The sequence below is a fragment of the Streptomyces sp. NBC_01298 genome, from assembly GCF_035978755.1.
Classification (GTDB): Bacteria; Actinomycetota; Actinomycetes; order Streptomycetales; family Streptomycetaceae; genus Streptomyces.
Genome location: NZ_CP108414.1, coordinates 3,649,411 through 3,666,205 on the forward strand (window position 1 = coordinate 3,649,411; position 16,795 = coordinate 3,666,205).

15 protein-coding genes and 1 pseudogene are annotated in these 16,795 nt (G+C 71.9%); 7 read left to right on the plus strand and 9 right to left on the minus strand.

The window, feature by feature from the left end; all coding sequences use genetic code 11:
* Positions 1 to 36: 36 nt before the first annotated feature.
* Positions 37 to 321 carry a hypothetical protein gene (locus tag OG730_RS16295; protein WP_266880772.1) on the minus strand — a complete coding sequence of 95 codons (285 nt, stop codon included), beginning with the start codon at positions 319 to 321 and terminating at the stop codon, positions 37 to 39.
* Between the two features lie 164 nt (positions 322 to 485).
* On the opposite strand from OG730_RS16295, the gene OG730_RS16300 reads away from it, so the two are divergent.
* Positions 486 to 788, plus strand: a complete 303-nt coding sequence (locus OG730_RS16300; RefSeq protein ID WP_327304939.1) for a hypothetical protein — start codon at positions 486 to 488, stop codon at positions 786 to 788.
* An 87-nt stretch (positions 789 to 875) separates the two neighbouring features.
* Here OG730_RS16300 and hutH read toward each other — a convergent pair whose 3' ends face one another.
* The 5 genes from hutH to OG730_RS16325 form a co-directional block, all read right to left on the minus strand.
* Positions 876 to 2,417, minus strand: a complete 1,542-nt coding sequence (gene hutH / locus OG730_RS16305) for a histidine ammonia-lyase (RefSeq protein ID WP_327309287.1) — start codon at positions 2,415 to 2,417, stop codon at positions 876 to 878.
* 619 nt (positions 2,418 to 3,036) lie between these two features.
* Positions 3,037 to 4,155, minus strand: coding sequence for a GGDEF domain-containing protein (locus OG730_RS16310; RefSeq protein ID WP_327304940.1), 1,119 nt, complete (start codon positions 4,153 to 4,155; stop codon positions 3,037 to 3,039).
* Between the two features lie 101 nt (positions 4,156 to 4,256).
* Complete coding sequence (locus tag OG730_RS16315) at positions 4,257 to 5,039, minus strand: enoyl-CoA hydratase/isomerase family protein (RefSeq protein ID WP_327304941.1); 783 nt, start codon at positions 5,037 to 5,039, stop codon at positions 4,257 to 4,259.
* A gap of 26 nt (positions 5,040 to 5,065) precedes the next feature.
* A complete protein-coding gene (locus OG730_RS16320) occupies positions 5,066 to 6,262 on the minus strand; it encodes an adenylate/guanylate cyclase domain-containing protein (RefSeq protein WP_442814933.1) in 1,197 nt (398 codons plus the stop codon).
* 135 nt (positions 6,263 to 6,397) lie between these two features.
* Positions 6,398 to 7,258, minus strand: coding sequence for a biotin--[acetyl-CoA-carboxylase] ligase (locus OG730_RS16325; protein ID WP_327304942.1), 861 nt, complete (start codon positions 7,256 to 7,258; stop codon positions 6,398 to 6,400).
* A gap of 88 nt (positions 7,259 to 7,346) precedes the next feature.
* Here OG730_RS16325 and OG730_RS16330 point away from each other — a divergent pair.
* From OG730_RS16330 to OG730_RS16350, 5 genes and pseudogenes are all read left to right on the plus strand, one after another.
* Positions 7,347 to 8,370, plus strand: a pseudogene (locus OG730_RS16330) (RNA-guided endonuclease InsQ/TnpB family protein).
* A 117-nt stretch (positions 8,371 to 8,487) separates the two neighbouring features.
* Positions 8,488 to 10,083 (plus strand): acyl-CoA carboxylase subunit beta, encoded by a 1,596-nt coding sequence (locus OG730_RS16335; protein WP_327304943.1) that lies wholly within the window; start codon positions 8,488 to 8,490, stop codon positions 10,081 to 10,083.
* A gap of 26 nt (positions 10,084 to 10,109) precedes the next feature.
* Positions 10,110 to 10,319: an acyl-CoA carboxylase epsilon subunit gene (locus tag OG730_RS16340; protein ID WP_327304944.1), complete on the plus strand. Its 210-nt coding sequence runs from the start codon at positions 10,110 to 10,112 to the stop codon at positions 10,317 to 10,319.
* 125 nt (positions 10,320 to 10,444) lie between these two features.
* Positions 10,445 to 10,579, plus strand: coding sequence for a morphogenic membrane protein MmpB (gene mmpB, locus OG730_RS16345; RefSeq protein ID WP_279346700.1), 135 nt, complete (start codon positions 10,445 to 10,447; stop codon positions 10,577 to 10,579).
* Between the two features lie 42 nt (positions 10,580 to 10,621).
* Positions 10,622 to 11,230: a Maf family protein gene (locus OG730_RS16350; protein ID WP_327304945.1), complete on the plus strand. Its 609-nt coding sequence runs from the start codon at positions 10,622 to 10,624 to the stop codon at positions 11,228 to 11,230.
* Here the strand turns inward: OG730_RS16350 and OG730_RS16355 are convergent.
* Entirely contained in the window at positions 11,211 to 11,795 is a 585-nt protein-coding gene (locus OG730_RS16355) for a hypothetical protein (protein WP_327304946.1), read from the minus strand. The genes OG730_RS16350 and OG730_RS16355 overlap by 20 nt on opposite strands.
* A gap of 454 nt (positions 11,796 to 12,249) precedes the next feature.
* On the opposite strand from OG730_RS16355, the gene OG730_RS16360 reads away from it, so the two are divergent.
* Complete coding sequence (locus tag OG730_RS16360) at positions 12,250 to 14,004, plus strand: acetyl/propionyl/methylcrotonyl-CoA carboxylase subunit alpha (RefSeq protein WP_327304947.1); 1,755 nt, start codon at positions 12,250 to 12,252, stop codon at positions 14,002 to 14,004.
* Positions 14,005 to 14,121: 117 nt separating this feature from the next.
* On the opposite strand, the gene OG730_RS16365 is transcribed toward OG730_RS16360, so the two are convergent.
* Both OG730_RS16365 and OG730_RS16370 read right to left on the minus strand, forming a co-directional pair.
* Entirely contained in the window at positions 14,122 to 15,072 is a 951-nt protein-coding gene (locus OG730_RS16365; protein ID WP_327304948.1) for a DeoR/GlpR family DNA-binding transcription regulator, read from the minus strand.
* 175 nt (positions 15,073 to 15,247) lie between these two features.
* Positions 15,248 to 16,687, minus strand: a complete 1,440-nt coding sequence (locus tag OG730_RS16370; RefSeq protein ID WP_327304949.1) for an NAD(P)H-quinone dehydrogenase — start codon at positions 16,685 to 16,687, stop codon at positions 15,248 to 15,250.
* Positions 16,688 to 16,795: the final 108 nt, after the last annotated feature.

The window sequence follows — 16,795 nt, forward strand, 5'->3', positions numbered from 1 at the left end:
CTGCCCCATTCCGTTCGAATGTGGTCAACCCCACCGTCAGGCGTTGTCAGTCTCTTCGTCGAGCTCCCCATCTTCCTCGTCGAGGTCCCACTCCATGGACTCGGGGTCGTATTCCACGGGCTCGCTGCTCCAGGAGGCCTGCGCGAGCTCCACTCCGGGGATGTCCGCGACCAGGTCAGTGGGGTCCACCAGGTAGGCCAGAGCCTCCGACTCGTCCTCCCGGACGGCCGCCTCGGCGTGGCCGCGCTCCTCGTCCGGCATGAACTCGTCGGCCTTGATGTGCGCGAGGGCGGCTCCGGTGAGGGCGTCGACGTCCGGCACCTCAAGTACCAAATCCACCCGAAGGCGTACGTATCGTGAGTTCTCAGAAGGGTTCATACGACGGAGAGTAATCCCGCGGCAGCCCCGACTTTCCCACGACCCGCCCCTTTCCGTAGCATCACCGCACGGGGCCAATTCGCTGCTGCCACAAGGGGGATCGCACCGTGTCCGCACGCCGATCAACACTCACCGCTCTCGGAGCGACCACCCTCCTCGCCGTCCTGTGGTTCGTCCCCTCGGCCAACGCCACCGCGCCCGGGCACGAGAAGGCCGCCTCCGGCGCGCCCGCCGCCGCGCCCGCCGCCGCGAACCTGGAGGTCCAGGCCGCCTCCGCGCCCGAGCCCGCCCTCGCGCTCGCCGACACGGGCGGCGTGGACACCGCGCCCTACCTGCTCGGCGGCACGCTCTGCCTGGGCGCCGGAGCCGGCTTCGTGGCCTTCTCCGTACGCCGCTCGCGCACGGCGTAACGAACCTGCGGACACACGAACACGCAGAAGGGTGCGGCCCCGGGATCTCCGGCGCCGCACCCTTCCCCCCTGCTCGAACTAATTCCCTCAGGCGAGGGGGCCGGTCACGGCCTCGACGGCGTCCACGAGTCCACCGGAACGGACGAAGGCGTCCGCGGCGGCCAGGTCGGGCGCGAGGAACCGGTCCGGCCCGGGACCCTCCACGCCCGCCGCGCGGGCCGCCGCGATGGCGGCCTGGCTGGCCGGCGCCGGGGTCAGCCCGTGGCGCAGCTCGATGGCGCGGGTGGCCGCGTACATCTCGATCGCGATGATCCGGGTGAGGTTGTCGACGGCGGTACGGAGCTTGCGCGCGGCCGACCAGCCCATCGAGACGTGGTCCTCCTGCATGGCGGAGGAGGGGATCGAGTCCGCGGAGGCCGGGACCGCGAGCCGCTTCATCTCGCTCACCAGCGCGGCCTGCGTGTACTGGGCGATCATGAGCCCGGAGTCCACGCCGGCGTCGTCCGCGAGGAACGGCGGCAGGCCGTGGCTGCGGTTCTTGTCGAGCAGCCGGTCGGTGCGGCGCTCGGCGATCGACCCGAGGTCCGCGGCGGCGATGGCGAGGAAGTCGAGCACGTACGCGACCGGGGCGCCGTGGAAGTTCCCGTTGGACTCCACTCGCCCGTCGGGCAGCACGACCGGGTTGTCGACGGCGGCGGCCAGCTCGCGGGAGGCGACGAGGGCGGCGTGCGCCATGGTGTCGCGGCCCGCGCCGGCGACCTGCGGGGCGCAGCGCACGGAGTAGGCGTCCTGCACGCGCGGGGCGGTCTCCTCCTGGTAGTGCCGGACGAGCCCGGAACCCTTCAGGACGGCGGCCATGTTCGCGGCGGCGGCGCCCTGACCGGGGTGCGGGCGGATCGCGTGCAGCTCGGGCTGGAGCACCTTCTCGGTGCCGAGCAGCGCCTCCAGCGTCAGCGCGGCGGTGATGTCGGCGGCGGTGTACAGCCTGCCGAGGTCGGCGAGGGCCATGACCAGCATGCCGAGCATGCCGTCGGTGCCGTTGAGGAGGGCGAGGCCCTCCTTCTCGCGGAGCTCGACGGGGGTGATCCCGGCCTCGGCGAGCAGCTCCCCGGCGGGCCGCACGACTCCGTCGGGGCCCTCCGCGTCACCCTCGCCCATCAGCGCGAGCGCGCAGTGCGAGAGCGGGGCGAGGTCTCCCGAGCAGCCCAGCGAGCCGTACTCGTGCACGACGGGGGTGATCCCGGCGTTGAGCACGTCGGCCATCGTCTGCGCGACGGACGGCCGGACGCCGGTGTGCCCGGAGCAGACGGTCTTCAGCCGCAGGAACATCAGCGCCCGCACGACCTCGCGCTCCACGCGCGGGCCCATGCCGGCGGCGTGCGAACGGACGATGTTGCGCTGGAGCTGCGCGCGCAGCTCGGGGCTGATGTGCCGGGAGGCGAGCGCCCCGAACCCGGTGGACACCCCGTAGACGGGCTCGGGCTTCGCGGCGAGCGCGTCCACGATCTCGCGGGCCGCGGCGAGCGCGGTGAGCGCCTCACCGGAAAGCTCCACGCGGGCGTTGCCGCGGGCGACGGCGATCACGTCTTCGGCGGTGGTCCCGGACGTTCCCACCACGACAGTGTGCATATCCATATTCAGCAGCGTACGGACTGAATCCCTCCATGTCACTCCTTCTCCTTCCTGACGCAGACCTCGCACCGCTGCGCGGGCTTCGCCCTGCTGCGCCGGACTCCGTCCGGCGGTGGCCGGTCGGAGTGCCCGCCACCGCCGTCCCGGCGTGGGCCCGGTGGGCGGGTGCGGCTGGATGGGCCCTGCCGGTGCGGGGGTCACCTACCCACCCTTCGCCCGTTTCCCGGGGCACGCCCCGGACCCGTTGCCGGGGCGGACCCGGGCCCCCGCGCCTCAAACGCCGGCGGGTCTGGGTATGCCCAGTGGAACGTGCACTTGGAGGCCAACGCCGGCCAAATCCAGCCTCGCCGGCGCTTGAGGCGCGGGGTCTGGGGCGGAGCCCCAGGGGGTCCGGGCGAAGCCCGGCTGGGGGTCCCCCCGGACGGAGTCTGGGGGATGGTGGAAGGGCGGGTAGGGGACAGCCCCGCGGGGCACACCCGCCACCGGTGCGGAGCACCATCGCGACGGCGGGCGGCAGCCCGGGGCACCGCCCGCCAGGGCGGGCCGCCAGAGCGGGCCACCCACCGCGGGCCGGAGCACCGGGCACAGGCGGGCGCCGGGCCGCGGGCAGGCTTCGCTACGCCCGCCCCCGGAAGCGGCGTCGCTCCCCCGGCCCCCCGGGCTCCGCGTCGGCGAGCCGGACCACCGCCGTGTCCCGCCCCGCGACCACCGGCTTCGCCGACCGCGCCGCCTTCGCCTTGTACTGCGCCGCATCCGCCAGCCGGAACAGCCGCCGGGAGGATTTCACCGGCCCGATCGGGTCCCCCGTGGAGGCGACCCCGCAGGCGACCCCCTCCCCGAGCTCCAGCTCGGCGGCCCGCAGGCACACCTCCTCGGTGACCCGTACCACCTCGTCCGCCGAGGGCCCCACGCTGACCAGGCAGAACTCGTCCCCGCCCAGCCGCGCGACCAGCGCTCCCGGCAGCATCGCCCCGCACAGGCTGAGCACGGAGCCGAACCGTTCCAGCAGCCGGTCCCCCATCGCGTGCCCGAGGGTGTCGTTGACCTTCTTGAGGCCGTTCAGGTCGCAGACGACCAGGCTCACCACCACCGTGGCCCCGCTCCGCCGGTGCTCCTCCAGCGCCTCGTCGAGCCGCATGTCCACGGCCCGCCGGTTGGCCAGTCCGGTCAGCGGGTCGGTGAACGCGAGCCGCCGGGCCTCCTCCAGCCGGTCGCTCTGCGCCAGCCCCGCCGCGATCACCGCCGCCAGGACCGTCGCGAACTCCGCGTCGTCCTCGTCGAAGTCCGCCATGCCCTCGTCCCGGGCCACGTACAGCTCGCCCCAGGCCCGCCCGCTCAGCACGATCGGGGCCACCACGCACGTACCGCGCCCGCGCCGCCGCAGCGCGTCACCCCGGCGTCCCGGCCGGTCGCCGACCGCGCTGTCCACCCAGGCGTGGGGTCCGCCCCCACCGACCCAGCGCTCGTGCAGGAACTCCGTGATCTCGGGGAAATCGTGCACGGGGTACGACTCGTCCTCGGGGAACTCCTCCTCCCCGTCCCGGCGCTCCCCCTCGTTCACGAGCACCCGCAGGCGCCCCCGCTCCCGCTCCCACGCGGAGATCGCGGCGAACGAGCCGTCCATCGCGAGCCTGGCCCCGCGCGCGGCCGCCCGCACACTGTCCCGCGGCGCGCACGCGGCGGCCATGGCCTGCGCGAGGCCCACAACGGCTCGAAGCCGCCCGTCAACACCCATCACCCCAGGTTAGGGAGTTTTGTCCGATTTGGTGATAATTGGCGCGACATTCGGTGGTACCAAGATCACACCGGGTCACGAACAGGGCGTGGGCCCGCCCCTCACACCCCGGGCCACTCCGGCTTCCGCTTCTCGTTGAACGCCGCCACGCCCTCGGCCCGGTCCCCGGAGAAGGCCACCGTCCGCCACGCCGCGTCCTCGATCTCCAGCCCGGCCACCAGGTCCATGCCGTGCCCGAGCCGCAGCGCCCGCTTCGCGGCCCGCAGCCCGACCGGGGAGTTCGCGGCCATCGCCGCCGCCATCGCGAGGGCGGCCTCACGGTCCGTCCCCGCCGGCACCACCGAGTCCACCAGGCCCAGGGTCAGCGCCTCCGCGGCCTCCACCCGCCGCGCGGTGAAGATCAGCTCCGCGGCCCGCGCCGCCCCCACGCGCCTGGGCAGCAGCTGCGTACCGCCGCCGCCCGGGATCACCCCGACCGACACCTCGGGCAGCCCGACGACGGCCGTCTCGTCGGCCACGATGACGTCACAGGCCAGGGCCAGCTCGAAGCCGCCGCCCAGCGCGAACCCGTGCACCGCCGCGATCACCGGCATCGGAAGCCCCAGCACTCCCCCGTACGCGCCCCGCGTGGTCGGCCGCTGGCGCAGCAGCTCCGCGTCCGAGAAGGAGTTCCGCTCCTTGAGGTCCGCCCCCACGCAGAACGCCCTCTCGGCGGTCGAGGAGAGCACGACGACCCGTACCGACGGATCCGCACCCAACTCCGCGCACGCGGCGCCGATGCCCCGCGCCATCTCGGTGGACACGGCGTTCATCGCCTTGGGCCGGTCCAGAACCAGCTCGGCGACCCCGCCCTCATGCCGGCGCACACTCACGAATTCGGACACAGGGCGACCCTCCCGGTTAACGAACGTTATCCGGGGATCTTAGGGCTCCGGCGCGTCAGCGACCAGGGCTCCACGACGCCGAGGCCGCGCACCGGGCGCTGGAACATCGGCTGGAGCGCGAAGCGGTAGGAACCGCCGCCCTCCTCGTTCTCCGCTTCCTTCTCCGAGACCGGCGCCGCGCCCGTGCGGCCCAGTTCCTTGGCCATCGCGCCGTCCACCAGGACCGCGTCCTTGGGGGCTATGGACGTCAGCCGCGAGGCCAGGTTCACCGTGGTCCCGAAGACGTCGCCCATCCGCGTGGTCACCGTCCCGAAGGCGATGCCCACGCGCAGCTCCGGCATCTGCGGGTCGGCTTCCATCGTCTCGATCAGCCGCAGGGCGATCTCCGCCGCCGTCGCCGCGTCGTCGGCGCAGTACAGCACCTCGTCGCCGAGCGTCTTGATCAGCCGGCCGCCGTGCGCCGCCACCAGGTCCGCGGAGGTCGTCTCGAAGGACTCGACCAGCTCGCCGAGCTCCTCCTCCTCCAGCCGCCGCGTCAGGCGCGTGAAGCCCACCAGGTCGGCGAAGCCCACCGCGAGGCGCCGGTCGACCATCTCCTCGTCGTCCGCCACCTGCACGACCCGCCCGGTCGCGGCCGCGAGCTGGCGCCGCCACACGTAGACGAGGAACTCCTCCAGCTCCGGCAGCAGCAGCTCGACCAGCGGGTACGTGACCTCGGTGCGGGTCATCCCCGGCTCCGGCGGCTCCGTCAGGCCCTCCAGGAAGGAGTCGATCTGCCACTCCGCGAGCCGGGCCGTGGTCTGCCCGGTGGACCGGGCCACCTGGACCGCCATCGGCTCGCTCAGCAGCCCGGCCTCGACGAGGCCGGCGAGCCGGCGCAGCGCCAGTACGTCGGCCTCCGTCAGGGCCCTGGCCTGGCCGATGTCCGCGAAGCCCATGGCCCGCCAGAAGCGGGAGGCGAGCTCCATGGAGACCCCGGCGCTGCGGGCCGCCTGGAAAGGCGTGTACCGGCGCTCGGCGCCGAGGATCAGCTGCTCCAGGCGGATGGCGAGCGGGTCGGCCGTCGGCTGCGCCGTGTGGTCGACCTCGTGGTGGGGAGTGTGCTGATCGCGCCCGATGGGGGTGGCGTGGACTCCGGAACCGCCGGAACCGCCGGGGCTGCCGGAGCCGCCCGTCGCCGCTCCGGGGGCGGGCGCGCTGGACCGAGGGTCGTCGACGGTCAAGGGCCGCCTCCTGTCCATTCCGTGCGCACTGCCGAACCGGGTGATCACCGCGAGGACCGGGATCGCCTAAACCATACGGCAGGTGTGCCGTAGCTCACTCCCCTACTCCGTCACCCGGGGCGGTCCCCCCGCGGGCTACCGCACGGACCGCAGATGGACGACATCCCCTGCCCCCACGGCCTCGTGCTTGTCCTCGGCGGTCCGTACGACGAGCCGTCCGTCGGTGTCCACCGCTTCGGCCGTCCCGGTGAGCGTGCGCCCGCCCGGCAGCTCCGCCCGCACGTGCTTGCCGAGGGTCGCGCAGCCCGCCGCGTACGTCTCCTGCAGACCGCTGGCCGCCGGATCGCCGCCGGCCGCGCGCCAGTTTCCGTACCACTGCTCCAGGGAGCGCAGTACGGCCTTGAGCAGCGGGTCCCGGTCGGTGACGGTGGCCTTGGCCAGGAGCAGCGACCCGGCGGTGTCCACCGGGAGCTCGGCGTCGGTCAGCGTCACGTTGAGCCCGATCCCGAGGACGACCCCGTCGCCCACGCGCTCGGCGAGGATCCCGCCGGCCTTGCGCTCCTCACCGTCGACGGTGACCAGGAGGTCGTTGGGCCACTTGAGTGCGGTGTCCACGCCGGCGGCGCGCGAGAGCCCGGTGGCCGTGGCCACCCCGGCCAGCAGCGTCAGCCAGCCCCACCGCTCCTGCGGCACCGAGGGCCCGGGCTTCAGCAGTACGGAGAAGAACAGCCCGGACCGCGCGGGCGCGACCCAGCTCCGGTCGAGCCTGCCGCGCCCGGCGGTCTGCTCCTCGGCGACGAGCACGGCCCCCTCGGGCAGCTTCGCGGACCGGGAGGCGAGATCGCTGTTGGTGGACCCGGTGGAGCCCACCACCTCCAGCGAGCTCCACAGCCCCTCACCGGTCACGAGGGCCCGCTGCAGCGCGGCGACGTTCAACGGCGGCCGGTCCAGACTCGACCAACGGCCCGCGGCACCTGCTGAAGCATCTGATGACATGATCGGATCCTTATGTCGCTATATCGCTGTATGTGACCCTCTGACCCGGGATTGCATACGGATCGTGATCGACCCTAGCGTCCGGGCTGTGGGGGATTCTCCGGTAAAGAGGTCGTTCAGGTTTCGTTTCTACCCTGACGACGCGCAGGCGACAGAGCTGTCGAAGACATTCGGGTGCGTGCGGAAGGTCTACAACCTCGCGCTGGCCGCCCGTAACGACGCCTGGGCACGCCGGGAACGCGTGGACGGCCAGACCTCGGCCCTGCTCACCGCCTGGAAGCAGTCCGAAGAACTCTTCTACCTGGCCGACGTCTCCTGCGTACCCCTTCAGCAAGCGCTGCGGCACCTGCAGACCGCTTTCACCGCATTCTGGGGGCGCCGGTCCGGACACCCGCGCTTCAAAGCAAAACGGAAGTCCCGGCCAAGCGCCGAGTACACGCGCTCCGCATCCCCGCCCCCATGCCCGCCACCACCGCCGCGGTCGGGATCGATGCCGGCCTGACGGCCCTGGTCACGCTCTCCACCGGGGAGAAGGTCCCCAACCCAAGGCACGAGCGCGGCGACCGGGAGCGACTGGCCCGCGCCCGCGCAGCCCGCGTCCATGCCCGGATCGCGGACCGCCGCAAGGACCACCTGCACAAACTGACGACCCGACTCGTGCGCGAAAACCAAACGCTCGTGATCGAGGATCTCGCCGTAGGCAACATGCTCAAGAACAACAAACTCGCCCGTGTCATCTCGGACGCGGCCTGGCGCGAGCTGCGGAGGATGCTGGAGTACAAGGCGGCCTGGTACGGGCGCGAGCTCGTCGTCGTGGATCGGTGGTTCCCCAGCTCGAAGCTGTGCTCGGCCTGTGGCGCCATCGCCGCCACGATGCCGCTGAAGGTCCGAACGTGGACCTGTGAGGGTTGCGGAGCCGTTCACGACCGGGACGGCAACGCCGCCGTCAATCTCTTGGCCGCCGGGTCGGCGGTGTCTGCTCTGTCGAGCGGATGGAAGACCTGCCCGGGGGCCCTCCCGGCAGGCGGTCCGCGGTGAAGCAGGAAGCCCGCCCGCGAGGGTCGGGACGGGGTCCCCTAAAGGGGACGGCGAGGCCAAGCAACCCAGATTAGGTGTGTCAAACGCCGCACCGCCGAGCGCCATGCCCGCCGATACGCTACGCACCAGTAGCTAGTAAAAATCAAGTAAGTCACCAGGCAGTTGACACCACGCAGGGAGCCGCGACCCCGATGTCACAACCGTCAGAGCCGATCGACATGCACACCACCGCGGGGAAGATCGCGGATCTGCAGCGCCGCGTCGAGGAAGCCACGCACGCCGGATCCGGGCGGGCGGTGGAGAAGCAGCACGCCAAGGGCAAGCTGACGGCGCGTGAGCGGGTGGCCCTGCTGCTGGACGAGGGGTCCTTCGTCGAGCTGGACGAGTTCGCCCGGCACCGGTCGACGAACTTCGGGCTGGAGAAGACCCGGCCGTACGGCGACGGCGTCGTCACCGGCTACGGGACCGTCGACGGGCGGCCCGTCGCCCTGTTCTCGCAGGACTTCACCGTCTTCGGCGGGGCCCTCGGCGAGGTCTACGGCCAGAAGATCATGAAGGTGATGGACTTCGCGCTGAAGACCGGCTGCCCGCTGATCGGCATCAACGACTCCGGCGGCGCCCGCATCCAGGAGGGCGTCAGCGCGCTGGGCATGTACGGCGAGATCTTCCGCCGCAACGTCCACGCCTCCGGCGTGATCCCGCAGATCAGCCTGGTCGTCGGCCCCTGCGCCGGCGGGGCCGTGTACTCCCCCGCCATCACCGACTTCACGGTCATGGTCGACCAGACCTCGCACATGTTCATCACCGGCCCGGACGTCATCAAGACCGTCACCGGCGAGGACGTCGGCTTCGAGGAGCTGGGCGGGGCGCGCACGCACAACAGCACGTCCGGCGTCGCGCACCACATGGCGGGTGACGAGAAGGACGCCATCGAGTACGTGAAGTCGCTCCTCTCCTACCTCCCGTCGAACAACCTCTCCGAGCCCCCGGCCTTCCCCGAGGAGGCCGACACCGAGGTCTCGGACAGCGACCGCGAGCTCGACACGCTGATCCCGGACAGCGCGAACCAGCCGTACGACATGCACAAGGTGATCGAGCACGTGCTCGACGACGCGGAGTTCCTGGAGACCCAGTCGCTCTTCGCGCCGAACATCCTCACCGGCTTCGGCCGCGTCGAGGGGCATCCGGTCGGGGTCGTCGCCAACCAGCCGATGCAGTTCGCCGGCTGCCTGGACATCGACGCCTCCGAGAAGGCGGCCCGGTTCGTCCGGACCTGCGACGCCTTCAACATCCCGGTGCTGACCTTCGTCGACGTGCCGGGCTTCCTGCCGGGCACCGACCAGGAGTACAACGGCATCATCCGGCGCGGCGCCAAGCTGATCTACGCGTACGCCGAGGCGACCGTCCCCCTGATCACCGTCATCACGCGCAAGGCCTTCGGCGGTGCCTACGATGTGATGGGCTCCAAGCACCTCGGAGCCGACCTGAACCTCGCGTGGCCGACGGCCCAGATCGCCGTCATGGGCGCGCAGGGCGCGGTCAACATCCTGCACCGCCGGGCGATCGCCGAAGCGGAGGAGGCCGGCACGGCCGAGGAGACCCGGGCGCGGCTCATCACCGAGTACGAGGACGCGCTGCTGAACCCGTACACGGCCGCCGAGCGGGGCTACGTCGACGCGGTGACCATGCCGTCCGAGACCCGGGCGCACGTGGTCAAGGGGCTGCGGCAGCTGCGCACCAAGCGCGAGTCCCTGCCCCCGAAGAAGCACGGCAACATCCCCCTCTAGGACGCTAGACGCTAGGAGGCAGTCCCGTGGTGATCAAGGTCGTCAAGGGGAACCCGACCCCGGAGGAGCTGGCCGCCGCACTGGCGGTGGTCCGAGCGCGCGCGGCGGCCCTCGCGTCGGAGCCGGCGGGCGCGGAGCGGGTGACCGACGCGTGGGCGGCACCGGGCCGGGTGGCCCGGCGGACCCTGCCGCGTCCCGGACCGGGCGCGTGGGGCCGTACGTACTGGCCAGCGTAGATGTGGTCGTAGGCGCGGTCGCGTCGTCGTAGGCGCGGCCGCGGATGAAGATGGCGTGAACTGCCCGTGGCGCCTGAGTACCCGTACTCAGGCGCCACAGGACTGCTCGGGGCCAGGATCGGAGCATGCTCTGGTCAGACCCGAAGAACGAGCCGCCGAAGGACATGCGCGATGCCGCGGCGATGGTCCGGCGGATGACGGTGATCGTCGTCATCGCGATGGTCGTCGTGGTGTACGTGCTGGGCGTGGGCGGTTTCTAGCGCCGCGAGCCGGGCCCCCGGGCCGCCCCTACGATGGCAGGCATGACTGCTGCCCCCCGCCACGCCCTCGTCCTCGCCTCCGCTTCGCCCGCCCGGCTGAACCTGCTGCGGCAGGCCGGGCTCGCCCCGCACGTGATCGTGAGCGGCTTCGACGAGGACGCCCTCACCGCCGACTCCCCCTCCGAGCTGGCGCTCGCGCTGGCCGAGGCGAAGGCGGCCGTCGTGGCGGCCCTGGACGAGGCCGCCGGGGCCCTGGTGATCGGCTGCGACTCCGTGCTGGAGCTGGACGGCGAGGCGCTGGGCAAGCCGGCGGACGCCGAGGAGGCCACGGCCCGCTGGAAGTCGATGCGCGGGCGCGCCGGGGTGCTGCGCACCGGGCACTGCGTGATCGACACGGCGAGCGGCCGACGGGTTTCGGCCACGGCGTCGACGACGGTCCGCTTCGGCGAGCCGACGGACGCGGAGGTGGCGGCGTACGTGGCGAGCGGGGAACCGCTGCACGTGGCGGGGGCGTTCACCCTGGACGGGCTGTCGGCCCCGTTCATCGAGGGGATCGACGGGGATCACGGCAATGTGATCGGGATCTCCATGCCGCTGCTGCGCTCGCTGCTGGCGGAACTGGGCGTGTCCATCACGGACTTGTGGGCTTGATCTCCCCGATCTTGCCGAAGTCCCCGAAGTCCGCGAGCGGGTGGCCCGGCGGCGGCGCGTCCTGGACGTCCGCGTCACCATCGGGAGCGCCGTGGGGGCCATTCGGCCCACCCGGGCCTCCGAAGCCGTCCAGGGGACCGCTGGAGCCCGCCGCGGGGCCGCCCGCGCCGTTGCCGGCCCCACCCGCACCCTTGGCCCCGTAGAGGGTCAGGCTCAGCACCAGCAGGCAGAGAATCAGCATCATCACCGCGAAGGCGCCCCAGCCCACCAGGCCGACGACGAGGGCGCCGAGCAGTCCGTGGGTGACGGCGGCGCCGACGAGGAGCACGCGCGCGAAGGCGCCCGGGGCCCGGTCGCGGATCGCGGCGAGGGCGAGGAACACCGCACAGGCGAGCAGGAACCCGGCCATGCCGGCGCCCAGCGCGTAGGTTGCCTTGGACATGACATCCGGATCGGCGCCCGCGATGGACATCGACTGGTTCTCGGTGGTCCGGCCCAGGACGAGGTGCACGAAGCCGAGCACCGCCGCCTCCACGACGAGCACGACCGCGGTCGCTCCGGCCACGGATCTCCGCAGCACCACGCCACCCACGCCACCCACACCAGCCACGACGCCCCCACCCCGCATGCACAAGCCCGTTCGACGCCCTGGAGGCTACTAACGGGTAAACCTTGGTACAAGGGGCCGGTGCCGCTTCGTTACGGTCGGGCCGCCGCACGGCGACGACACGGCGGCCACACGACGGCGACACGGTGCCCGCGCAGGGAATCGGGTGGGCCGTTCGTAGGGATTCGACAAAGAATCACCCCGGCCCGCTGACCCGGGGAACAGAGACCCCGGACACACGGCAGGGTTACTGTGCAGTCGGGGATCCCCCTGACATGGGGCGCCACAGGGGCTTTCTCGACCCGGGATCGACTCGGATCACAGTCCGTGTGGGCAAGGTCACCACCGGGGAAGGGTCGAAAGGCCGTGTGGGCTGTCCCTAAACTCAGCTTGTTTCAAGGAGGGAGCCATCGTGCGCAAGGTGCTCATCGCCAACCGTGGCGAAATCGCAGTCCGCGTTGCTCGGGCCTGCCGGGATGCCGGGATCGCGAGCGTAGCCGTCTACGCCGACCCGGACCGGGACGCTCTGCACGTCCGCGCGGCCGACGAAGCTTTCGCGTTGGGCGGTGACACCCCGGCCGCCAGCTACTTGGACATGTCCAAGATCCTGCAGGCCGCAGCCGATTCCGGTGCGGACGCCATCCATCCCGGATACGGCTTCCTCTCCGAGAACGCCGAATTCGCGCAGGCCGTCATCGACGCGGGTCTGACCTGGATCGGCCCGCCGCCGCAGGCGATCCGCGACCTCGGCGACAAGGTCGCCGCCCGCCACATCGCGCTGCGCGCCGGCGCGCCCCTGGTCGCCGGTACGCCGGACCCGGTCTCCGGGTCGGACGAGGTCGTCGCGTTCGCCAAGGAGCACGGCCTGCCCATCGCGATCAAGGCCGCCTTCGGCGGCGGCGGCCGCGGCCTGAAGGTCGCCCGCAACCTCGAAGAGGTCCCCGAGCTCTACGACTCCGCCGTCCGCGAGGCCGTCGCCGCCTTCGGCCGCGGCGAGTGCTTCGTCGAGCAGTACCTCGACAAGCCGCGTCACGTGGAGACCCAGTGCCTGGCCGACTCCCACGGCAACGTGGTCGTCGTCTCCACCCGCGACTGCTCGCTCCAGCGCCGCCACCAGAAGCTGGTGGAGGAGGCGCCCGCGCCGTTCCTGACGGAAGCCCAGAACGCCGAGCTCTACGCGGCGTCGAAGGCCATCCTGAAGGAAGCCGGCTACGTCGGCGCCGGCACCGTCGAGTTCCTCGTCTCCGCCGACGGCCTGATCTCCTTCCTCGAGGTCAACACCCGCCTCCAGGTCGAGCACCCGGTCACCGAAGAGGTCACCGGCATCGACCTGGTCCGCGAAATGTTCCGCATCGCCGACGGCGAGGAGCTCGGTTACGGGGACCCGGTCCTGCGCGGCCACTCCTTCGAGTTCCGCATCAACGGCGAAGACCCGGGCCGCGGCTTCCTGCCGGCGCCGGGCACCGTCACCAAGTTCGCCGCCCCGACCGGTCCGGGCGTGCGCCTGGACGCGGGCGTCGAGTCCGGCTCGGTCATCGGACCCGCCTGGGACTCCCTCCTCGCCAAGCTCATCGTTACGGGTGCCACGCGCGAGCAGGCCCTGCAGCGGGCGGCGCGCGCGCTCGCCGAGTTCGAGGTCGAGGGCATGGCCACCGCCATTCCCTTCCACCGTGCGGTCGTCGTGGACCCGGCCTTCACCGCGAACCCGTTCACGATCCACACCCGGTGGATCGAGACCGAGTTCGTCAACGAGATCCCCGCGTTCGTGGTCCCCGCCGCGGAAGACTCCGAGGACGAGCCCGGCCGCGAGACCGTGGTCGTCGAGGTCGGCGGCAAGCGCCTGGAAGTCTCCCTCCCGTCCTCGCTGGGCATGACCCTGGCCCGCACGGCGGCCGCGGGCGGCGCGAAGCCCAAGCGCCGCGCGGCCAAGAAGTCCGGCCCGGCCGCTTCCGGCGACACCCTCGCCTCGCCCATGCAGGGCACGATCGTGAAGGTCGCGGTCGAGGAGGGCCAGCAGGTCAACGAGGGCGACCTGATCGTCGTCCTCGAAGCCATGAAGATGGAACAGCCGCTGAACGCGCACCGCTCGGGCACGATCGTGGGCCTCGCGGCGGAGGTCGGCGCCTCCCTCACCTCGGGCGCGCCCATCTGCGAGATCAAGGACTGACGTCCTTGGCCGGGGGTCCGGGGCCGCGCCCCGGACCCCACGCCTCAATCGCCTGCGGGGCTGGACATGTCCAGCCCCGCAGGCGATTGAGGCGATCTTCTACGGTGCCGCGCCCGGCTAACGGCGCCGCATGTCCGCGACCCGCGCCCGCTCCGCCTGCTGCTCGTGCAACGGCGGCGCCGCACTGCGCAGCTGGGCCGTCGGGCCACCCCGGCGCTGGACCGGCAGCGGAGACTCCCGGCGCGGGCGGCGCCCGGCCATCGACTCCCCGCCACCGGAGGCACCCGCGGACCCGGCGACGGTGATCTGCACGCCCTGGTCCGCCAGCGCCTGCAGCTCCGCACCGGCCCGGTCGTCGTGCGGCGGCGGCTCGTCCGTCACCAGCCGGGTGATCACATCGGTCGGCACGGTCTGGAACATGGTGTCCGTCCCGAGCTTCGTGTGGTCGGCCAGGACCACCACCTCCGCCGCGGCCTGCACCAGCGCCCGGTCCACGCTCGCGGAGAGCATGTTGGAGGTGGACAGCCCGCGCTCGGCGGTGAGACCACTGCCGGACAGGAAGGCCCGCGAGACCCGCAGCCCCTGGAGGGACTGCTCGGCACCGCTGCCGACCAGCGCGTAGTTGGATCCGCGCAGGGTTCCGCCCGTCATCACCACCTCCACCCGGTTCGCATGGGCCAGCGCCTGTGCGACGAGCAGCGAGTTGGTGACGACGGTGAGTCCGGGCACCCGGGCGAGCCGGCGGGCCAGCTCCTGGGTGGTGGTGCCGGCGCCGACGACCACGGCCTCGCCTTCTTCGACGAGTCCGGCCGCGACATCGGCGATGGCGGTCTTCTCCGCCGTCGCGAGATGGGACTTTTGCGGAAAGCCGGATTCACGCGTGAAACCGCCCGGCAGTACCGCACCGCCGTGCCGGCGGTCGAGGAGTCCTTCTGCCTCCAGTGCCCGCACGTCCCGCCGTACGGTCACTTCGGAGGTCTGGACGACGCGGGCGAGCTCCCGGAGCGAAACAGCTCCGTTGGCCCGCACCATTTCGAGGATCAATTGGCGACGTTCTGCAGCGAACACGAAACTGACAGTAACCCGGGTGACCGTCTGCTTTCAGCTCCTTGCGCCGGAATTCCGAAGTTGTCCATACAGTGGGGCAGTTAGTGGTATACGCGGTCGGCCCGCCGCGCACTTGCTCCGCGACGGGCCGACCATCCACTCCAAAGCCCTTGCACACAAGGGCCGTTATCGGTATTTACGCCTCGTCGCCGGACTTCCGCGTGTGCAGCTGGCGGGCGACTTCGGCGATCGAACCGGACAGCGAGGGGTACACGGTGAACGCGTTTGCGATCTGCTCGACCGTCAGGTTGTTGTCGACGGCGATCGAGATCGGGTGGATGAGCTCGCTCGCGCGCGGGGAGACGACCACGCCGCCCACGACGATCCCGGTGCCGGGCCGGCAGAACATCTTCACGAAGCCGTCCCGGATGCCCTGCATCTTGGCGCGCGGGTTGCGCAGCAGCGGGAGCTTCACGACCCGGGCGTCGATCTTGCCGGAGTCCACGTCGGCCTGGGTGTAGCCGACGGTGGCGATCTCGGGGTCGGTGAAGACGTTCGAGGAGACCGTCTTCAGGTTCAGCGGGGCCACCGCGTCGCCGAGGAAGTGGTACATCGCGATGCGCCCCTGCATGGCGGCCACCGAGGCCAGCGCGAAGACGCCGGTCACGTCGCCGGCCGCGTACACGCCGGGCGAGGAGGTGCGGGAGACCTTGTCGGTCCAGATGTGCCCGGACTCCTTGAGCTTGACCCCGGACTCCTCCAGGTTCATGTTGCTCGTGTTCGGGATCGCGCCGACCGCCATCAGGCAGTGCGTGCCGGTGATGACCCGGCCGTCGGAAAGGGTGACCTCGACCCGGTCGCCCACCCGCTTGGCGGACTCGGCGCGGGAGCGGCCGATGACGTTCATGCCGCGGCGCCGGAAGACGTCCTCCAGCACGGCGGCGGCGTCCGGGTCCTCGCCGGGGAGCACCCGGTCGCGGGAGGACACGAGGGTCACCCGGGAGCCGAGGGCCTGGTACGCGCCGGCGAACTCGGCGCCGGTCACGCCGGAGCCGACCACGATGAGCTCCTCGGGGAGCTCTTCGAGGTCGTAGACCTGGGTCCAGTTCAGGATCCGCTCGCCGTCGGGCATCGCGTCGGGGATCTCGCGGGGGTGGCCGCCGGTCGCGATGAGCACGGCGTCGGCGGTGAGGATCGTCTCCGAACCGTCGGCGGCGGTGACGATGACGTCCCGCGTGCCGTCGATGCCCTGCGGGCCGCCGAGCTTGGCGCGGCCCCGTACGACGCGGGCGCCGGCCCGGGTGACCGAGGCGGTGATGTCGTGGGACTGGGCGAGCGCGAGGCGCTTGACGCGCCGGTTCACCTTGCCGAGGTCCACGCCGACGACGCGCGCGGCCTGCTCGATGTGCGGGGTGTCGTCCGCGACGACGATGCCGAGTTCCTCGTACGACGAGTCGAAGGTCGTCATGACCTCGGCGGTCGCGATGAGAGTCTTGGAGGGCACGCAGTCGGTGAGCACCGAAGCGCCGCCCAGACCGTCGCAGTCCACGACGGTCACCTCCGCGCCGAGCTGGGCCCCCACGAGGGCCGCCTCATACCCGCCGGGTCCGCCGCCGATGATCACGATCCGGGTCACGAAAACTCCGCCTCACGTCTACCCGGCCGGCTGCCGCCCCGGCCGGGGCTTCCGGGGGGTCTCCCCGGGGGATGCATTCCGTACGTCATTGTCCCGCACGCATCAAGG